Origin of the sequence: Mesorhizobium sp. M0296 (genome assembly GCF_040321675.1) — a bacterium.
Classification (GTDB): Bacteria; Pseudomonadota; Alphaproteobacteria; order Rhizobiales; family Rhizobiaceae; genus Mesorhizobium.
Genome location: NZ_JAMYRZ010000032.1, coordinates 51,970 through 70,031, shown reverse-complemented (window position 1 = coordinate 70,031; position 18,062 = coordinate 51,970). Strand labels below are relative to the sequence as shown.

The following is an 18,062-nucleotide window of genomic DNA, read 5'->3' as shown; positions in this document are numbered from 1 at the left end:
CGGGGAGCCGCCCTACTCCTCCGGCTCCGTCGTGAACATCAGCGGGTAGCCCTTGGCCTTGCCGGCATCGGTTGCCCGCGCCGCCTTGGTCTCGGCGACATCCCTGGTGAAGACGGCGACAACGCAGACGCCGCGCCGGTGCGCGGTGATCATTATCCTATGCGCCTGGTCTTCGCTGAGCTTGAACTCGGACTTCAGCACCGTCACGACGAACTCGCGCGGCGTGAAATCGTCATTGACCAGGATGACCTTGTAGAGCTTCGGCCGTTCGACCTTCGGCTTCGTGCTGGTACGGGGTTTTGTCGTGATTTCAGGCATTGGACCGGCAATTGCGTACGACAGCTTTGCGGTCATTTTGACATGGGCAAAAGCGGTCGTCCATTCAACCGCGCGCGATCGGCTTGCCGGCGAGCGCAGTTCACAAATCCGTGCCTATGTGGGAACTGCCGGCTGGCGTTCACCTGGGCGGTGTGGGCAGGGACTGATCCTATTGTATGCACGCAACAAAAAAGACGACCGCTCCAGGCAAATCGCAACTGGAGCGGTCTTCTCATAGGGTAGAAAGATGTCGCTTGATCAGGCCTTCGGAGCTGCCTTGACCGCGTGCTTCTTGTGCTTCTTGACGGTCTTCTTGGCAGCGACCTTCTTCACGGCCTTGGCCGGCGCAGCGGTCGTCGTTGTCGTCGCAGCCGGGGTGGTGGTCGCGGCATTGGCGCTGCTGGCGCCGAGAACCGGCATCGAGACGGCCAGCGCGATGGCGAGACCGAGGGCGGAGAGGAGGGACTTTTTCATGGCTTCACTTCCTTTTTGTGCAGATCGGATTGAGTGTCACTGAACGGGATCGATCGGTGTCACTCCAAGCAGCTTCAAAGCGTTCGCGAGCATCCGGATTCCCTGTGCCTGTTTCTTGTTGGCGCAGAACCGGTTTCCCTTTCTTTGAAGTGCTTTCGCAGCGGTGACCTGCGTTGCCGCGGCATGGGTTTCGAGGGCTTCGTCAAACTGGCGGTTCAGATCGATGCAACGCTCGCTGCGGGTGGTCGCCACCTTTGCATCGGCCGCCTTTGCATTGGCCACCTTCGCATCGGCCAGTTTTGCATCGGCATGTTCGACCGCGGCCGTGACGAGCGAAATGGAAAGCAACGCACCCATCAGACTGATCGAGAACCTTTGCATTGGTCTGTCCGTAATCCCGTAACGCGTGTCGCAGCCGATGACCTGACCGCCACGGCACCACTTATGCCTTTGATTTTTTTCGGCAGTTTTTCCGGATTGTAGAATTTTGTTTCTGGATTGTTTCTGGGCAGCCCGGATCGGGCAGCCGATCTCCACTGGCCAACTTATGGCCTGAATTCTATCGTCTGGCTGACGGCCGAAGCAGCGCTTGGGCGATCCACAAATGACAGGTTCCCGGTGAAATCCGACCCCCACATACTGATCGTCGACGACGACAAGGGCATTCGCGACCTCCTTCAGGAATTTTTCCAGAAGCGAGGGCTGCATACATCGATCGCCGCCGACGGCACCGAGATGGAGACCATCCTGCGCCGCGCCCAGGTCGACCTGATTGTCCTGGACGTCATGCTGCCCGGCAAGAGCGGGCTGGAGCTCTGCCGCGAGTTGCGCGCCAATTATTCGACGCCGATCATCATGCTGACCGCGGTTACCGAAACTACCGACCGCGTGGTTGGCCTAGAGATGGGCGCCGACGACTACGTGCCGAAACCCTTCGATCCGCGCGAGTTGCTCGCACGCATTCGTGCCGTCTTGAGACGCAATGGCGCCGCCGAACCGCGACGCGCCGCCTCGCGGCAGATCTACCATTTCGCCGGCTGGACGATGGACTGTTCGCGCCGCCGGCTGATGGCGCCCGGCGACGTCAGGATCGAGCTGACGATGGCCGAATTCAATCTCCTGCAGACCTTCGTCAAGAGCGCGCAGCGCGTACTGAGCCGCGAGCAGCTGATCGAGCTGTCCGGCGGCGACAGCGGCTACAGCTTCGACCGCAGTGTCGACATTCTGGTCAGTCGGCTGCGGCGCAAGATGGAGGACGACCCGAAAACGCCGAAGCTGATCTTGACGGTGCGCAGCGGCGGCTACCAGTTCCTGCCTGAGACGACCGCCGAATGAGACGCATCCTGCCGCAAACGCTGCCGGTCTGGGTGCTGCTCATCGTCATCGCCGGCCTGCTGATCAGCCAGATCGCGACCCTCTACATCGTTTCGCGCGACCGTGCCGCCGCCAATGACGTCGTCGATCTCTACCGGCTGAACGACCGCGCCTTCTCGCTGGTACAGCTGATGCATGACGCCACCCCCGAACAGCGCAAGGCGACGGCCTCCGGCCTGTTCAACGCCACTTATGCGCTCACCGTTTCCAACACGCCCGCCGTTACTTCCTCGATAGCCGGCGACGACGAGCTGGCCGAATTGGAGGACATATTGGTCGGCCGGCTATCGAAGTTCGGCATCACCGACGCGCGGGTCCGCCGCGACCCGGCAACGCACGAAGCCGACGCTCCCGGCGGGACGGTCGCCGGTCCCGATATTGGCCAGGTCGAGCGCGACCTGCTGGTGCTGGCCGCCGATTTCGCCCAGAGCGACAAGCTGACGGCTTCGCTTCGCTTTGCCGACGGCCAATGGCTGAACTTCACCGAGCCGAACACGCCGGCCGGGCCGATACTGAGCTTCGATAGCCTGCCGCTCTATGCCTTGATCGCCGGGCTGGTGGTGGCTTCCTCGATCTGGTCGCTGCGCCGGCTGACGGCGCCCTACCGGATGATGGAGACCGCGGTGAAGCGGATCGGCGAGGACCTGAAGAGCCCGCCGATCGCCGAGAGCGGCAGCCGCGAGGTGCGTACCGCGGCAAAGGCGGTCAATGCCATGCAGGCAAGACTGCGCGCCTACGTCGAGGACCGCGAGCATCTTGCCGCCGCACTGGCGCACGACCTGCGCACGCCGCTGACCAGGATGCGGCTGCGCCTCGAACTGCTGAGGAATTCGACCGTGCGCGCCGCACTGGCGCACGACCTCGCCGACATCGAAGGCATTGCCAGCTCGGTCATCGACTTCGCCACTTTCGAGGTGACCGAGGAGAAGAGCGAGAGGGTCGATTTCTGGTCGCTGGTAGAATCGATCGCCGACGGCTTCGACGAGGTCTCCTTCGACAATGAGGACGCGCGCTCGCGCGGCCTGATCTGCGTCGCGCGGCCGGTCGCGCTACGGCGCTGTGTCACCAACCTCGTCCAGAACGCGGTGACCTATGGCAAGAGGGCGCATCTCAGCCTGCGTCAATCAGGCAAGACAATCACGCTGGCGATCCATGACGAGGGTCCGGGCATACCGCAAGCCGAGCTCGACGCCGTGTTCGGCTCGTTCGTGCGCCTGGAACAGTCGCGCAACCGTCAGACCGGCGGCCTCGGCCTCGGCTTGACCATCGCCCGCAACATCGCCCGTAGCGCCGGCGGCGAAGTCAGCCTGTCCAACCATCCCGATGGCGGCCTGATGACGGAGCTGCGCCTGCCGCTGGCGGTTTAGCTTGCGGTATCGGGCTAAACCGGCGTTCCTTCGCGCCCCCTCTGTTCTGCTGGACACCTCCTCCACAGGTGGGGAGATTGGCCGTCGTCGCCGATTTCGCCAATTACAAACGTTGGAATGTGAGAGCCGTCCGCGAAACCGCCGATCTCCCCCAAAGTGGGAGAGATGTCCGACAGGACAGAGGGGGGCGCGACAGAACTCGGCGTTTGGTCTTGGTTCTCTCCCCAAGGAGAAAAACTATCTTCGCAGCACCGCGCTCAGCACATCCCTGACGCCGATGGCGCCGACGAAGCGCGACTGGTCGTCGAACAGCGCCACCGGTGCGGTCTGCGAGCGATGCATGGCCAGCATCACGGTCTTCAGCGAGGTGCCGGGATTGGCCCAGAATACCTGAGCCGTCTCCTCCGGCTGGGCTTCGACATCGGCGCAGGACACCCAGACCGCCGGCTTGCCGTCGCGCTCGGCCGCCGCCACCAGCCCATGCTCGTCGATCTTGAAACGCGTCGTCCTGCGCCGGTCGAGCCACACCCAGCCGTTCTCGCCGTGTTCGAGGTCGCGGCGGTCGCGCATGACGTTCCACGCGGTCAGCACCGAGAGCGGGTTCACATTGGCGATGAAGTCGCGGACATAGTCGTTGGCGGGCCGCAGCACGATGTCTTCCGGCGCGCCGGTTTGCACGATGCGCCCGCCTTCCATGATGGTGATATGGGTGCCGATCTTCAGCGCCTCCTCGAGGTCGTGGCTGACGAAGATGATGGTCTTCTTCAGCTCGGCCTGGAGCTGCAGCAACTCGTCCTGCAGCTTGGTCCGGATCAGCGGATCGAGCGCCGAGAACGGCTCGTCCATGAGCAGGATCGGCGCCTCGGTGGCAAAGGCGCGCGCCAGGCCGACGCGCTGCTGCATGCCGCCGGAAAGCTCATGCGCATATTTCTTCGACCACTGGTCGAGGTGAACCAGCTTCAGTTGCCTGTTCACCCGCTCCTTGCGCTCGGCTTCGGGTACGCCGGCGAGCTCGAGGCCAAGGCCGACATTCTCCTCCACCGTGCGCCACGGCAGCAGGCCGAACTGCTGGAACACCATCGCCACCTGCTTCTGCCGCAGCCGCCGAAGCGTCGCCTCGTCGCAGGTGACGACGTCGACCGTACCGTCGCCGTCCTTGACCAGCACCTGGCCGCGCGAGACGACGTTCAGCCGGTTGACGGCTCTGAGCAGCGTCGATTTGCCGGAGCCGGAAAGCCCCATCAGCACCGAGATCTCGCCCTCGTTCACGGTGAGGCTGGCGCCGGCGCAGCCCAGTACGTTGCCGGTTTTTTCGAGGATCTCGGCTCGGGTGGCACCACTGTCGATCAGCGCCAGCGAGCCTGCCTGGTCGGCGCCGAAGACGATGTCGACATTCCTGAAATCGACGGCGACGGTCATTTCTTGCCTCCCACGCCGATGCGCGTCATCCGGTCGAGCACGATGGCGAGCACGACGATGGCCAGCCCTGCCTCAAGCCCGAGGTCGATCCTGCGCGAACCGAGCGCCCGGTTGATTTCCGTACCGAGGCCGCCGGCGCCGATCAGGGCGGCGAACACCACCATCGACAGCGACAGCATGATCGACTGGGTCAGCCCAGCCATGATGGTCGGCAGCGCCGAAGGCAGCTCGACCTTCCACAGCAGCTGGCGCTTGGTGGCGCCGAACGCCTCGCCCGCCTCGACGATCGATTTCGGCACCGAGGTGACGCCGAGATGGGTGAGCCGAACCGAGGTCGGGATGACGAAGATGATGGTGACGATCAGGCCGGGCGCGTTGCCGAGGCCGAACAGGGTCAGCACCGGGATCAGGTAGACGAAGGTCGGCAATGTCTGCATCAGGTCGAGCACCGGCAGCATGACGCGATACACCTTCGGCTTGTGCGCGGCCCAGATGCCGAGCGGCACGCCGATGGCCATCGACACGGCGGCGGCGGCGACCACTAGCACCAGCGTCTCCACCGTCTGCTTCCACAGGTTCTGGTTGAGGATGAATAGCAATCCGATGAATACCGCCAAAGCCAGGCCTTTCGAGCGCTGCAGGAAATAGGCGAGCAGAGCGATCAGCGCGATCAGCAGAACCGGCGGCAGCAACAGCAGCCCGTCGACGATGCCGTCGAGCAGGAAGTTGAGGCTGTTGGAAAAAGCCCTGAAGATGGTGTCGAAATTGTCGGTGAGAAAGCCGAAAAACGCCTTCCCCCATGCCCCGATGGGAATCTTGTAACTGACCAGGAATTTGGAGATCGGATCCATCTAGCCCCTCTTCTGCCGGCGCCGTCCTTCGCCGGACGGTCATCTTGTCACAGGATACGAAAAAGGGCAGCCATTTCTACCGTGGCTGCCCCTTGTCTCGTCATGCCAGATGGTCGGGTCAGCTTCCGAGCGCCGTTTTCACCGCAGCCGCCGCATCGCCGCCGTCGAAGGTGGTGACGCCGGCGATCCAGGGAGCGACCGCGTCCGGGTGCTTCTTCAGCCAGTCGGTCGCGACCGTATTGGCATCGCCGCCCTTCAGGATCGCGTCCATCATCTCGCCTTCCATGTCCAGGTTGAACTTCAGATTGGCGATGAACTTGCCGGCGTTCGGGCATTCGCTCATGTAACCCTTGCGTACATTGGTATGCACGGTGGCAGCACCAAAGCCGCTATCGCCCATCCCCTCGAGATAGGTGATCTTCATGGCGCCCATCACCGGATGCGGCGTCCAGCCGAGGAAGGCGATCCATTCATTGTTCTTCATCGACTGCTCGGCCTGGGTGAGCATGCCGGCCTCGGAAGATTCGACCAGTTCGAAGCCTTCGAGATTGGTCTTCGGATCCTTGATCATGTCGAGGATGATGCGGTTGCCGTCATTGCCGGCCTCGATGCCGTAGATCTTGCCGTCAAACTTGTCCTTGAACTTGCCGAGATCGGTCAGCGTCTTGACACCGGCATCGGCGACATAGGTCGGAACGACGATGCCGTAGCCGGCACCGCTGAGATTTTCGCTGACGGTCTCGACCGAGCCTTCGGCGGCATAGTCCTTGATGTCGTTGGTCATCGACGGCATCCAGTTTCCGAGGAACACGTCGAGGTCTTTGTTCTTCAGCGACGCATAGGTCACCGGCACCGAAAGCTGGATCACCTGCGGCTCGTAGCCCAGCGCCGTGAGCAGCACCGAGGCGACGCCGGTGGTCGCCTGGATGTCGGTCCAGCCGACATCGGACAGCCGCACCGTCTTGCAGCTTTCCGGATCGCCGGCGAAGGCCCCAGTCGTGGATAGAAAAGCCGCCAGGCCGAGGCCGGCGACGAATGAACTCATACGCGACATGAAAATTCTCCCATTTCAGTTCTCGGTGAAGCGAAGCGACGGTTTATCTCCGCCTTTGTTCCGTCAGCCAAACATCATTCTGCTGCGGTTTCAAGCACTAAGGCAATCACGAACAACGGCGCAGGCTGGCCGATCAGCGACACGCCCGCCGCTTTCCGGATGGAAGTCGCCTTTTCCCGGTGGAATGTAGGCGCTCCCCCTCCCCGCTTTGTTGCAACTCGGCTTAAAAGGACGGTATGGCCAAGCTGTACTTCCATTATGCGACGATGAATGCCGGCAAGACGACGATGCTGTTGCAGGCCTCGTACAATTACCGCGAGCGCGGCATGACGACGATGCTGTTCATCGCCGGCCACTACCGCAAGGGCGATACCGGGCTGATCTCGTCGCGCATCGGCCTGGAGACGGAAGCCGAGATGTTCCGCGACGGCGACGACCTGTTCGCCCGGGTCGCCGAGCATCACGACCACGCCACGGTCCATTGCGTCTTCGTCGATGAGGCGCAGTTCCTCGAAGAGGAGCAAGTCTGGCAACTCGCCCGCATCGCCGACCGGCTGAACATCCCGGTCATGTGCTACGGCCTGCGCACCGATTTCCAGGGCAAGCTGTTTTCCGGATCGCGCACCCTGCTGGCAATCGCCGACGACCTGCGCGAGGTGCGCACCATCTGCCGTTGCGGCCGTAAGGCGACAATGGTGGTGCGCCTCGGCGCCGACGGCAAGGTGGCGAAACAGGGCGAACAGGTGGCGATCGGCAAGGATGTGTACGTCTCGCTCTGCCGCCGCCATTGGGAAGAGGAAATGGGCCGCACCGTGCCCGACGATTTCATCGGCTTCACCAAAACCTGACCAGCGCTATTGCTTTCATCCGACCTCCCGGCCGACATTCGTTCGCCAATCGCGCCATCGTGCGGCGCTTGTTTAAGGCCTGCTTGCTATTTCAGAACCTCTCAGCCAGAGCCGTCGGGGAGTTCCCATGCTTCGAGCCATTTCGTCTGCAACTGCTTTCCTCATCGCCGGCGCTCTTGCCGCGCATGCCGACGGCGATGCCGCTCTCGGCAAGAAAGTCTTCAACAGATGCATCGCCTGTCATGAGGCCACGAGCGATCACGACAAGGTCGGCCCGCATCTGCTGGGTGTCGTCGGCCGCACCGCCGGCACCGCGGACAGTTATCTCAGCCGCTACTCGCAGGGGATGAAGGACGCCGGCGCCGCCGGCCTGGTCTGGGACGAAGCAAACCTCGCCGAATACCTGCGCGCGCCGCGGCAGAAGGTCCCCGGCAACAAAATGGCCTTCTCCGGCCTGACCAGCGACGACGACATCGCCAATGTCATCGCCTACCTCAAGGCCGATCCCAAGCCCTGAGCGTCGCTCCCGACCTAAAGTCCAGCCGCGGTTGAAGCGGTGTCTGACCGGAGGGCAGTTACACCGTAATCATTGCCTGACTATCCTCCGGTCGGCCTCCTGAAATTCTTTTGTTTTCCTGTAATCCCATGTCTTCCGTCTTTCATTCGCCAAACCCGGCACATATATTCGCGGCGGTTTGCGAAACGAAACCGATGCCGAAGCGGGAGGCCCCAATGGCGACATTGCAGAATTTCGACGCCGAGATTGCCAAGACCAAGCAGGTCGTTGAGGACATGCGCGCCAAGATCGAGCAGTCCGGTACTGTGCTCGACACGCTCGCCACCGCCGACAAGAAGATCGGCGACGCCAATTTCGACATCGAGAATGCCCGCATTGAGGATGTGCTGAAGCAGCAGAAGGTGATGGAAGGCAATATCGCCGACCTGATCATCGGCCTCGAGGACGCCACCAACGTCTTCGGCGCCGAATTCGAGAGCATGAAGAACTACACCGGCTGGGAAAATTTCGTCGGTGTCTTCTCCAGCCAGCGCAAGCAGCGCCTGCGCACCGACCGCGTCCGCAACATGTCGCTGGCCGGCAATCTGCAGGAGCTGCTGGCGAAATCCGACACCATCGTCGGCATCCTCAAGGCGCAGAAGCAGGTTCTCGACACGCGCTACAAGACCTCCGAGGCCAGCCTGTCGCAGGTGATCGAGCGCCGCAAGACCACCATGTCCAATCTCGAGACCGTGCAGAAACGCATCGAAGAACTCAACCCGATGCTGCTCGACATCGAGAACAAGATCGCCGCCTCGACCAGCCAGAAGGAGCGCACCCAGCTGGAAGGCGAACGCTCGAAACTAGCCACGGAATACAACGAGAAGCAGGCCAAGGAGCAGGAATTGCTGGCCGAAAGCCAGACGCTGGAGCGCTACACCTCGATGTTCCAGACCTTCGTCGATTCCCTCAACAACCAGATCGCGGCGCAATCGACGCTGATCAACAAACTGACCATCGATACCGAGCAGCGCATCGTTCTGTACAAGGCGCTGGAAGATTCGCTGAAGACCGCCGCCCAACAGGATGTCGCCCACAAGATCAACACGCTGGGCAGCCAGGTCGACAACACCGCCGAAGAGACCATGGCCGGCATTGGTGCCGCCTCGCAAAAGCACATCGGCGATCTGCTTGAAATGCACGAGAAAAACATGGTCGCCACCGCCGACATCCAGCGCCGCAAGAAGCTCGCCGACGATGCCTTCGCCCGCCGCTTCGACGATGTGATGAAGAAGCACAATTCGGCAAATTACGTGCAGTCGTAATTGCTGCACGTGCACTGCTCCCAAGGGCTGGCAGCATGACCCCCGAAAACGAAGCTGCGGCGCGCTATTTCTCGGCGATCACGGCGGCACTTGGCGGCCTCGAAGTGTTCATGCGCGACGATCGCTCGCCGCTCTATCGGCACGGCATCGTCGCCAAGGTCGTCGCCGAATATATTGCGCGGCTCGACAAGTCGTTCTCGTGCTGGCGCAACCGGCTGGGCTTCACGGAGACATTCCGCATCTCGCGCGCCGAAAGCGGTTTCCCGGTCTTCCAGAACCTGCTCGAGTTGGAGAACGACCGGCTGCAGGCCGATGCGCGACTCGCCGTCATCCCTTCGGCCAGCGAGCTGCGCGAGGAAATGGCGGACTTCATCCTGCGCCACAAGGAATTCCCCGAAGCGCTGCAGAAGTCGATGGCCGAGCGGCTTTACCTCGAGGACGTCAAGAGCGAGACCACCTTCGGCCCGTTCACGCTGGCCCAGACGGTCAAGGTGTCGGTCAATCCGAAGACGTTGCGCCCCTATTATCTGGTCCACTGGGCGTGCTTCGACGGCAGCGCCAACCTGCCGCTTGTCTATATGGTGACGGTTGAGGATTCCTCGGACGACATGATCCGGCAGCTTGTCGACTCCAGCGGCAAACTTAATGAGAGGGTCGACATTCCGCTGCCGGTCGACGGCTTGCTCAATCCCGAGCTTGCCCACCGTTTCGACGATTTCACCGAGAAGAATTGCGCCTACGCGCTGTCGCCGGCGACCATCGCGGTCAACCTCGACAATGATTTCGAGCCGCTGCATCCCAAGCAACTGCGTCGCGTCGTGCTCGGCCCGTTCTATTCTGCAGGGATTACCGACAACAATTCGACGGTGAGCGAAGTGCTGGCCAAGGTGCGCAAGCCGGAAAACGCCTGGCTGCTGACCTGGACCATCCAGGAGGTCTTTTCCAAGGCCGAAAAGCCAGGCCGCAAGGGGCTGTTTTCGAGCGAAAAGACGACACAGGAATTCTTCATCAATACCGACGATCTCGAGGCCGCGCGGCAAGGCGTGTCCAACTACGAGAACCATGCGCTGATTCCGCACGAGGCCTATCAGGCGCTCTATGCCGCCGGCGAGGCGCAGAAGATCTTTTCGGGCTACAAGGTCCACATCCTGTCCAAAGGGCAGGTCATCAGCGACGTCTGACCGTCAAATCGCGGAGCATCCTCCATGGACACCGGCCTGACCACCATCCCGGAAGCGGCAATTGAAAAGCACCGTGCCACTGCGCAAAGTTTCATCACCCGCATCGTCGTGCTGGAGGACCCATCGCGCGAGTCCGGCACCGCGCTTGCCGGCACCAACCGCCGCTTCGTCTCTACCGTCTCGGTCGGCTCGGTGCGCCGCACGCGCGAGGTCGAGCTCTCCAAAACCGTCGCCGCCGTCCATTCCGACGACCAGTTGCTGACCATCCCGCAGCACACGCTGTTGTTTCGCGCCCGGCGCGGCACAGCGATAGCGCTGGCCATATCGGATGTCTTCGCCGAGGGCTCGGACCTCGAAAGTCTGCAGGCGAAAAACGCCCGCGCGCCGCTCGAAGGCGATGAAGCTGCCACCTTCAAGAAGCTGCTGTCGGCCTCTGCCTACATCTCCGCCTTCAGCCTTGCCTCCTATTTGTTCCGGCTGATCGACAGCGACGGCGAGGCGCCGAACGACACGCCCGAGCCGGACTTTCTGTTCGACACGCCACAGGATGCGGTGAAGTCGATCGTGGCCGGGCTCGACAGGGCGATAGCAGGTTCGAAGGATGATGCCGACCTGATGACCCGCGCCCGCGCCTTTGCCCGCGTCGCCATCGACGGGCTGTTGGCGCGAAAGGGCCGCTTCGACGGCATCGGCCCGTTCGAGAACGCGCATATCCGCATCGACGTCGACGATTTTACCCTTGACGGCTTCGACGTCGCGCCGGGTAAGCGGGCAAAGCCGCTGGTGATGACCTTCAAAAAACCGGAAGAGGTCGTCGGCAACCACATCGCCAAATACCAGTCAGTCAAGCTTGCCAAGATGCTGATGGCCTACGACTTCGAGCGCGAGCTGAACCCGTTCGTCGAGCTCGGCGGCTTCCTGTTCACCTTTATCGGCGATGGCGCGCCCGGCACCGGCAAGACAACCTTGATCCAGATGATCGCCGGTCTTCTCAATGGTTATTGCCAGGTCGCCGGCTATCCCTTCGCCTACGAGAATTTCGGCGTCGACCAGATCTCCTCCTACCAGGGCAAGTCGGGCCAGAACTGCCGACAGTTCATCAACAATGTGCTGAACCCGCGCGTCATCGGCTTCGGCACCATCGACGATATCGACCAGGTGGCGGCACGCCGGTCCGACGACCGCGCCTCGGCCGGCCAGCAGGAAATCACCGGTGTGCTTATGGACGCCTTTGGAGGTGCGGCGACCGTGGTGCGCGGCAATTGCTCGTTCGGCATGTTTTCCAACTATCCCGAGAACGTCGACGACGCATTGCGCCAGCGCGCCGGCGCGCGTTGGCTGGTCGATGGCCCGCAGAGCCGCGACGACTACATCGACATTTTCGTCCTGCTCGCCGGCAAGAACCACAAGATCCCGCTCGGCGAGCACAAGCTCTACGCTGCCCAGGAAATCCAGCGCGCGGTGATGGAAGCCTACGAGGAACATGAAAAGCCGCAGGAAGACGGGCTGATGAAGGTCTATGAGCGCTACATGAAGGAGAATGGCGCGCCAAAGACGATGGCCGACATCGGCACCTATCTGCACTTGATCAAGGATGCCGAGCCGCGCTTTACCGGCCGCGCCATCAAGAACGTCACCGATGCCATCAAGATGCGCGCCATGGACATCGAATTGCCCGACGAGTGGTTCGAAAAGCCGGAAGCCTTCATGCACAAGGGTTACGACGACAAGAAAGCCATGATCGAGGAGCTGCGCGGGCCATTCTCGATGGACATGGTCATGCAGGAGATCAACCGCTACGCGGATTCCGAATTCCGCTATTCCGACAAGTCCGATGATGCGGCGGTGACCAAGATGATCCGCGACACCCGTCTGCGGGAGCGTGCCGTGCGCGAGATCGAGGAGTTGAAGAAAAAGGGGCTGTGGAATGCGTGAGATGCGCCGACGCCACCTTCTCCCCTTGTGGGAGAAGGTGGCGTCGAAGGCGACGGATGAGGGGTATTCGTCAAGCTGGAACACCCCTCATCCGACCGAGCTTCGCTCGGCCACCTTCTCCCACAAGGGGAGAAGGAGCGTTCGCGCCCCTCATCCGCCCTTCGGGCACCGTCTCCCCGTGAACGCGGAGAAGGAATAATGGCCAAGAAACCCGATCTGTTGCGCGACAACGAGCTGATCTACGGCCGGCTGCTGACGATCGACGAGCCGCACCTGATCCAGCGCTACAACAAGGCGATGGTCGCGTTCGGCTTGAAGCCGACCAAGTTGAAAAGCTTCGAGATCGACCGCACTGGCTTCTCGCCGCAGGTCGCCGAGGAATGCGGCGACTACAGCTACCTCGATCCGAACGAGGTCAACCGCCGCTTCATCATCCTGACGCCGTCGCAGATCGACCTGCCGGTGGTGCACACGGCGTTCTCCAACACCTCGCTGCTGATGTACGAGTTCATGTCCAAGAACCAGCGCGCCATCGATGCGCTGACGATCAAGGACGTCATCTACGGCGAGATCGAGGATTCGGTCCCCAAGGTCGACGACATCGAGGACCTGCTGTCGATCAACCAGGTCGAGTTCAAGGTGCTGTCGGCCGAGGATGTGCTCGGCAAGGCCGCCGAGCTCGGCAAGCTGGTCGACCGGCTGAAGCAGGAGCCGGATGCCTGGCGCGACAACGCCATGCTGGCCCACATGGTCGAGCTGGCGAAGGTCTGCGGCGACATCCGCGAGAATGCGCTGGTGCCGGACCAGGTGATCTTCCGTCACAATGCCTATTGGACCAGCCATTTCGGCGGGCTCTATGTGTTCGTCGATCCCGACGTGACGACGGTGATCAGCGACCCGGCAGCGCCCGGTTTCCGCCGCTCGCGGCCGTGGCAGGTGAGTTACCTTTCGATCCACGATGCCGACAAGGTGTTCAAGTTCCTCGGCTCGACCGGCCGCATCGAGCTGCCGCGCGCCTCATGGATCGAAACCTCCGGTTATCTCGAGCATCGCGCCGAAATGGTGGTGCGCGCGCTGATCCGCGACGCCGATCCCGACCGCAATCTGACCGACGTCGACAAGGTCTGGCTGCAGACCTGGATCCACGGCCATACCGATCTGATCACCAGGGACGGCAATTTTCCCTTCCTCAACGCCGCCAAGCGCGAGATCGCCCAGCTCGGCCATCTCAAGATCGAGGACGTGTTCCCGCAGCAGCGCTTCCTGGTCATCCGCGCCAAGCCGGACCATCCCGACGCCTGGCTGACCAACCAGCTGATCTCGGACTTCGTGCCGCAGGACTTCGTTTCGCGTTATGTCTTCAACAAGCCGGGCTTCTACAGGGACTATGAGGGCTTCAGCGACGCCTGGCGATCGCATGTTGTGGACGTTCTGAAAACCACATATCTGAAGGACAAGGTGGCGTTTCGCACACGCCTCTACGGCTTGACTGACTGAGGGGTGACATCGCCATGCTTGATCCGATCGTGAGTTTCTTCACCCGGATTTTCCAGTGGATTGGCCGCGGCATCGGCCTGCTCATCGGCGCGATCCTGTGGCCGTTCCTGTGGGCGGGGCGCTGGTACACACAGCGCGGCTGGATCCTGAAGGCGGTGCTCGGCCTGGCTGTGCTCGTGCTGATCGGTCTCTATGTCAACTTCTTCTACGCCACCCAGTGGTGGAACAATTTCGACCCGAATTACGTCGACAAATACACGTTCGAAAAACGCAACAGCTCCGCCGGTGAACAGGTTTCCGCCGGCGTCGGCACCGACACGGCCAAGACCTGCGGAAATTCAGCCATTGCCCAGGTTGCGGCCGACCTGACCGACTTCAACGTCAACCAGAATGCCTGGGTGTCGTCGATGATCCTTTACAAGCTCGGCCTGTTCGGCATCGACTGGGATCACACGCCGTTCATGGACAACAAGGCTTCGTTCCAGCGCGGCATCAACCAGGCGGTGCGGCGCACGGCGACCGAGCTTGCCGATAATCTCGGCCGCGTCCGCACCACCTCGCAGATCGACGCCGACCTGCAGGATGCCCGCGGCAATCTGCAGTTCGACGAGGAAACCTGGTATTTCGGCTTGAACCCGTTCGGCCCCAAGACGCCGACGCCGAGCTACTATCGCGACGCGGTGCGCAAGCTGCGTTCCTTCAACGCCCGCCTCGCAGCCTGCCAGGCGACGTTCGATGCCCGCGCCGACAATCTCAAGCAGTATATCGACCGCATCTCGTCCGACATCGGTTCGACCTCGGCGATCCTCAAGGAGCGTGCCGAAAACCACAATAATGGCTGGTTCGACACTCGCGCCGACGACCGCTTCTGGTTCGCCTATGGCCAGCTCTATGCCTATTACGGGCTGATGAAGGGCGCACAGGCCGACTTCGAGGACGTCATCAAGGAAAAGCACCTGCAGAACCTGTGGGATACGATGGACGCGCAGTTCGTCTCGGCACTGCGCATCCAGCCCTTCATCATCGCCAATGGCCGCGAGGACGGCTGGCTGTTGCCGACACATCTGACGACTATGGGCTTTTACATACTCAGGGTGCGCTCGAACATGGTCGAGATCAGCAACGTCCTGACGCAGTAGCGGATCGTCCCGCACAGCCGGCGCTGGTGAATTTGCGCCGTTGCTTCTGTCGCTTTTCGCGTATTACGCGGCTGTTTTGAGACGGCGGAACCGCGCCTGCTCTGGCTTCTATACGGCGCGGCAACCGGCGCGAAAAGAACCTGTAGCAGGGCAGCCGGCCGCAGAGGCATTTTCTTCGTAGGAAACATAGTTGCATGAAAGTTGACGCCGCGGCAGCGACAGGGGTAGAACATGCCCGCGCCTGCAATGCCGGGCTATTCTTGCGACCACACTAGTCAAGTCCAATTCAGAGGGAAGTCGTCCATGGCCGAAGTGAAGTCCGACATCGAGATCGCGCGCGGCGCCAGGAAGAAGCAGATCCAGGAGATCGGCCAGAAGATCGGCATTCCGAGCGAACATCTTCTGCCCTACGGCCACGACAAGGCGAAGATCTCGGCCGAGTTCATCAAGTCGGTGAAGGGCAACAAGGATGGCAAGCTGATCCTCGTCACCGCCATCAACCCGACACCGGCCGGCGAAGGCAAGACGACGACGACGGTGGGCTTGGGCGATGGCCTCAACCGCCTCGGCAAGAAGGCCATCGTCTGCATCCGTGAGGCTTCGCTCGGACCGAATTTCGGCGTCAAGGGCGGTGCCGCCGGCGGTGGCTACGCGCAGGTCGTGCCGATGGAGGACATGAACCTCCACTTCACCGGCGATTTCCACGCCATCACCACCGCCCATAACTTGCTGTCGGCGCTGATCGACAACCACATCTACTGGGGCAACGAGCTCGGCATCGATACCCGCCGCGTCGTCTGGCGCCGCGTCATGGACATGAACGACCGGTCGCTGCGCGAGATCATCTGTTCGCTCGGCGGCGTCGCCAACGGTTTCCCGCGCGAGGCCGGTTTCGACATCACAGTCGCCTCGGAAGTCATGGCCATCCTGTGCCTGTCGAACGACCTGAAGGACCTGGAAAAGCGCCTCGGCGACATCATCGTCGCCTATCGCCGCGACAAGTCGGCCGTCTATGCCCGCGACCTCAAGGCCGACGGCGCCATGGCCGTACTCTTGAAGGATGCCATGCAGCCCAATCTCGTGCAGACGCTGGAGAACAACCCGGCTTTCGTCCATGGCGGCCCCTTCGCCAACATCGCGCATGGCTGCAACTCCGTCGTTGCCACGACGACGGCGCTGAAGCTTGCCGACTACGTCGTCACCGAAGCCGGTTTCGGCGCCGATCTCGGTGCCGAAAAGTTCTTCGACATCAAATGCCGCAAGGCCGGCCTGAGGCCCGCCGCGGCGGTCATCGTCGCCACGGTTCGCGCCATGAAGATGAATGGCGGCGTCAAGAAGGAGGACCTCGGCAAGGAGAACGTCGAGGCGGTCAAGAAGGGATGTGCGAATCTCGGCCGCCACATCGAGAACATCCGCCAGTTCGGTGTGCCGGCAGTGGTCGCCATCAACCATTTCTACTCCGATACCGAGGCCGAGGTCCAGGCGATGAAGGACTACGTCGCCTCGATGGGCGAAGAGGCGATCCTGTGCAAGCACTGGGCCCAGGGATCGGCCGGCATCGAGGAACTGGCCAAAAGAGTCGTGGCGTTGGCCGAATCCGGCGCGTCGCAATTCGCCCCGCTCTATCCCGACGCCATGCCGCTGTTCGAGAAGATCAACACCATCGTCCAGCGCATCTATCGCGGTTCCGAAGCGATCGCCGACAAATCGGTGCGCGACCAGCTCCACGCCTGGGAGCACGCCGGCTACGGTCATTTGCCGGTCTGCATGGCCAAGACGCAATATTCCTTCTCCACCGATCCGAATCTGCGCGGCGCGCCAACCGGCCACACCGTGCCGGTGCGCGAGGTCAGGCTGTCTGCCGGCGCCGGCTTCGTCGTCATCATCTGCGGCGAGGTGATGACCATGCCCGGCCTGCCCAAAGCGCCATCCTCGGAAAAGATTTTCCTGAACGAAATGGGCCAGATCGAAGGCCTGTTTTAGGGATAATCAACGCTTGAACGGCAAAGGGCGCCGCAACGCTGCGGCGCCCTTTTTGGCGACTTCGCGACGAGCTCGTCCCTAAGCCGCGCTTCGCGCCAGCGCGCGCTGGTTGGAGGCATAGGGTGTGTCGTGCTGGGGTACCACGCCGGTCTTCAGGCAATCGATCCACTCGGCGGTCTTGAGAACGGCCGCGAAGCGCGACTGCAATACGATCGTCACCACGCGATGGATTTCCTCCCCCGAAGCGTAGCCGGCGCTGTTGGCGTACGGCAACGACCCCGTTGCGTCCGACAGGAACTCCACCTCGAAGCCCATATGCACGGCGTGGATGACCGTCGACAGATCGCAATTGTGCGTCATGTAGCCGATGACTGTGACCGTATCGATAGAGTTGGCGCGCAGCCACTCCTCGAGGTCCGTGCCGGTGAAGGCGCTGGGCAAGTTCTTTTCGATGTAGTGGTCGCGGTTTCGCCTAGCGATTTCCGGGTGCAACTCGGCGCCATGGCTGCCCTTGGCGAAGACCGGTGAGGTTTCCGGCGCCAACTGTTTGATGACCACCACCTTGACGCCTGCCTCGGTGGCCGCATCCATCGCTCGCGCCACATTGACGACGCTGTCGCGGAACGGCGGATGCTGGATGGCGAGGTTGCCGCCGTCATAGTCGTTTTGAACATCGATGACGATGAGGGCGCGGCGTGGAGCTATGCCTTTGGCTGGTTGCGACATGGGGTTTTCCTTTCCCGTTGGACATTGATGGGCGGACGATAAGCTCGGCACCGGATTGCAAAAAGTGTCCCGATT

Annotated in this window: 17 protein-coding genes; 10 read left to right on the top strand and 7 right to left on the bottom strand. The window is 61.9% G+C overall.

The window, feature by feature from the left end; translation table 11 throughout:
• Positions 1–12: 12 nt before the first annotated feature.
• From clpS to NKI97_RS25850, 3 genes are all read right to left on the bottom strand, one after another.
• Positions 13–318 carry an ATP-dependent Clp protease adapter ClpS gene (clpS, locus tag NKI97_RS25860; RefSeq protein ID WP_352540995.1) on the bottom strand — a complete coding sequence of 102 codons (306 nt, stop codon included), beginning with the start codon at positions 316–318 and terminating at the stop codon, positions 13–15.
• A 258-nt stretch (positions 319–576) separates the two neighbouring features.
• Positions 577–792 (bottom strand): hypothetical protein, encoded by a 216-nt coding sequence (locus NKI97_RS25855; protein WP_352450529.1) that lies wholly within the window; start codon positions 790–792, stop codon positions 577–579.
• Positions 793–828: 36 nt separating this feature from the next.
• Positions 829–1,173, bottom strand: a complete 345-nt coding sequence (locus tag NKI97_RS25850) for a hypothetical protein (protein WP_023679500.1) — start codon at positions 1,171–1,173, stop codon at positions 829–831.
• A 237-nt stretch (positions 1,174–1,410) separates the two neighbouring features.
• Here NKI97_RS25850 and NKI97_RS25845 point away from each other — a divergent pair, with 237 nt between their 5' ends.
• Both NKI97_RS25845 and NKI97_RS25840 read left to right on the top strand, forming a co-directional pair.
• On the top strand, positions 1,411–2,127 hold the full coding sequence (locus tag NKI97_RS25845; RefSeq protein WP_352450530.1) for a response regulator: 717 nt from the start codon (positions 1,411–1,413) through the stop codon (positions 2,125–2,127).
• The gene (locus NKI97_RS25840) at positions 2,124–3,533 is read left to right on the top strand and encodes an ATP-binding protein (protein ID WP_352450531.1); all 1,410 of its coding nucleotides are present in this window, start codon (positions 2,124–2,126) and stop codon (positions 3,531–3,533) included. Before NKI97_RS25845 ends, NKI97_RS25840 begins: the two co-directional genes overlap by 4 nt.
• Before the next feature lie 237 nt (positions 3,534–3,770).
• On the opposite strand, the gene choV is transcribed toward NKI97_RS25840, so the two are convergent.
• The 3 genes from choV to NKI97_RS25825 all read right to left on the bottom strand — a co-directional run bounded on the left by choV (position 3,771) and on the right by NKI97_RS25825 (position 6,857).
• Positions 3,771–4,952 carry a choline ABC transporter ATP-binding protein gene (choV, locus tag NKI97_RS25835; RefSeq protein WP_352744314.1) on the bottom strand — a complete coding sequence of 394 codons (1,182 nt, stop codon included), beginning with the start codon at positions 4,950–4,952 and terminating at the stop codon, positions 3,771–3,773.
• Positions 4,949–5,803 (bottom strand): choline ABC transporter permease subunit, encoded by an 855-nt coding sequence (gene choW, locus NKI97_RS25830; protein ID WP_254819158.1) that lies wholly within the window; start codon positions 5,801–5,803, stop codon positions 4,949–4,951. Before choW ends, choV begins: the two co-directional genes overlap by 4 nt.
• 118 nt (positions 5,804–5,921) lie before the next feature.
• Positions 5,922–6,857, bottom strand: a complete 936-nt coding sequence (locus tag NKI97_RS25825) for a choline ABC transporter substrate-binding protein (protein WP_292660734.1) — start codon at positions 6,855–6,857, stop codon at positions 5,922–5,924.
• 236 nt (positions 6,858–7,093) lie between these two features.
• Between NKI97_RS25825 and NKI97_RS25820 the strand changes: the two genes are divergently transcribed.
• The 8 genes from NKI97_RS25820 (at position 7,094) to NKI97_RS25785 (ending at position 17,261) form a co-directional block, all read left to right on the top strand.
• Complete coding sequence (locus tag NKI97_RS25820; RefSeq protein WP_352743310.1) at positions 7,094–7,705, top strand: thymidine kinase; 612 nt, start codon at positions 7,094–7,096, stop codon at positions 7,703–7,705.
• Between the two features lie 127 nt (positions 7,706–7,832).
• Positions 7,833–8,222, top strand: coding sequence for a c-type cytochrome (locus NKI97_RS25815; RefSeq protein ID WP_352837308.1), 390 nt, complete (start codon positions 7,833–7,835; stop codon positions 8,220–8,222).
• 215 nt (positions 8,223–8,437) lie between these two features.
• The gene (locus NKI97_RS25810) at positions 8,438–9,526 is read left to right on the top strand and encodes a hypothetical protein (RefSeq protein WP_352837305.1); all 1,089 of its coding nucleotides are present in this window, start codon (positions 8,438–8,440) and stop codon (positions 9,524–9,526) included.
• A gap of 35 nt (positions 9,527–9,561) precedes the next feature.
• Positions 9,562–10,707, top strand: coding sequence for a hypothetical protein (locus NKI97_RS25805; protein WP_352837302.1), 1,146 nt, complete (start codon positions 9,562–9,564; stop codon positions 10,705–10,707).
• 24 nt (positions 10,708–10,731) lie between these two features.
• Positions 10,732–12,642 carry an AAA family ATPase gene (locus NKI97_RS25800; RefSeq protein WP_352837299.1) on the top strand — a complete coding sequence of 637 codons (1,911 nt, stop codon included), beginning with the start codon at positions 10,732–10,734 and terminating at the stop codon, positions 12,640–12,642.
• Positions 12,643–12,840: 198 nt separating this feature from the next.
• Complete coding sequence (locus NKI97_RS25795) at positions 12,841–14,139, top strand: DUF6638 family protein (protein ID WP_352837296.1); 1,299 nt, start codon at positions 12,841–12,843, stop codon at positions 14,137–14,139.
• A gap of 14 nt (positions 14,140–14,153) precedes the next feature.
• The gene (locus NKI97_RS25790; RefSeq protein WP_352837293.1) at positions 14,154–15,278 is read left to right on the top strand and encodes a DUF2333 family protein; all 1,125 of its coding nucleotides are present in this window, start codon (positions 14,154–14,156) and stop codon (positions 15,276–15,278) included.
• Positions 15,279–15,581: 303 nt separating this feature from the next.
• Entirely contained in the window at positions 15,582–17,261 is a 1,680-nt protein-coding gene (locus tag NKI97_RS25785) for a formate--tetrahydrofolate ligase (RefSeq protein WP_352837291.1), read from the top strand.
• 78 nt (positions 17,262–17,339) lie between these two features.
• Here the strand turns inward: NKI97_RS25785 and NKI97_RS25780 are convergent, their stop codons facing one another.
• The gene (locus tag NKI97_RS25780; protein WP_352837288.1) at positions 17,340–17,987 is read right to left on the bottom strand and encodes a cysteine hydrolase family protein; all 648 of its coding nucleotides are present in this window, start codon (positions 17,985–17,987) and stop codon (positions 17,340–17,342) included.
• Positions 17,988–18,062 lie beyond the last annotated feature (75 nt).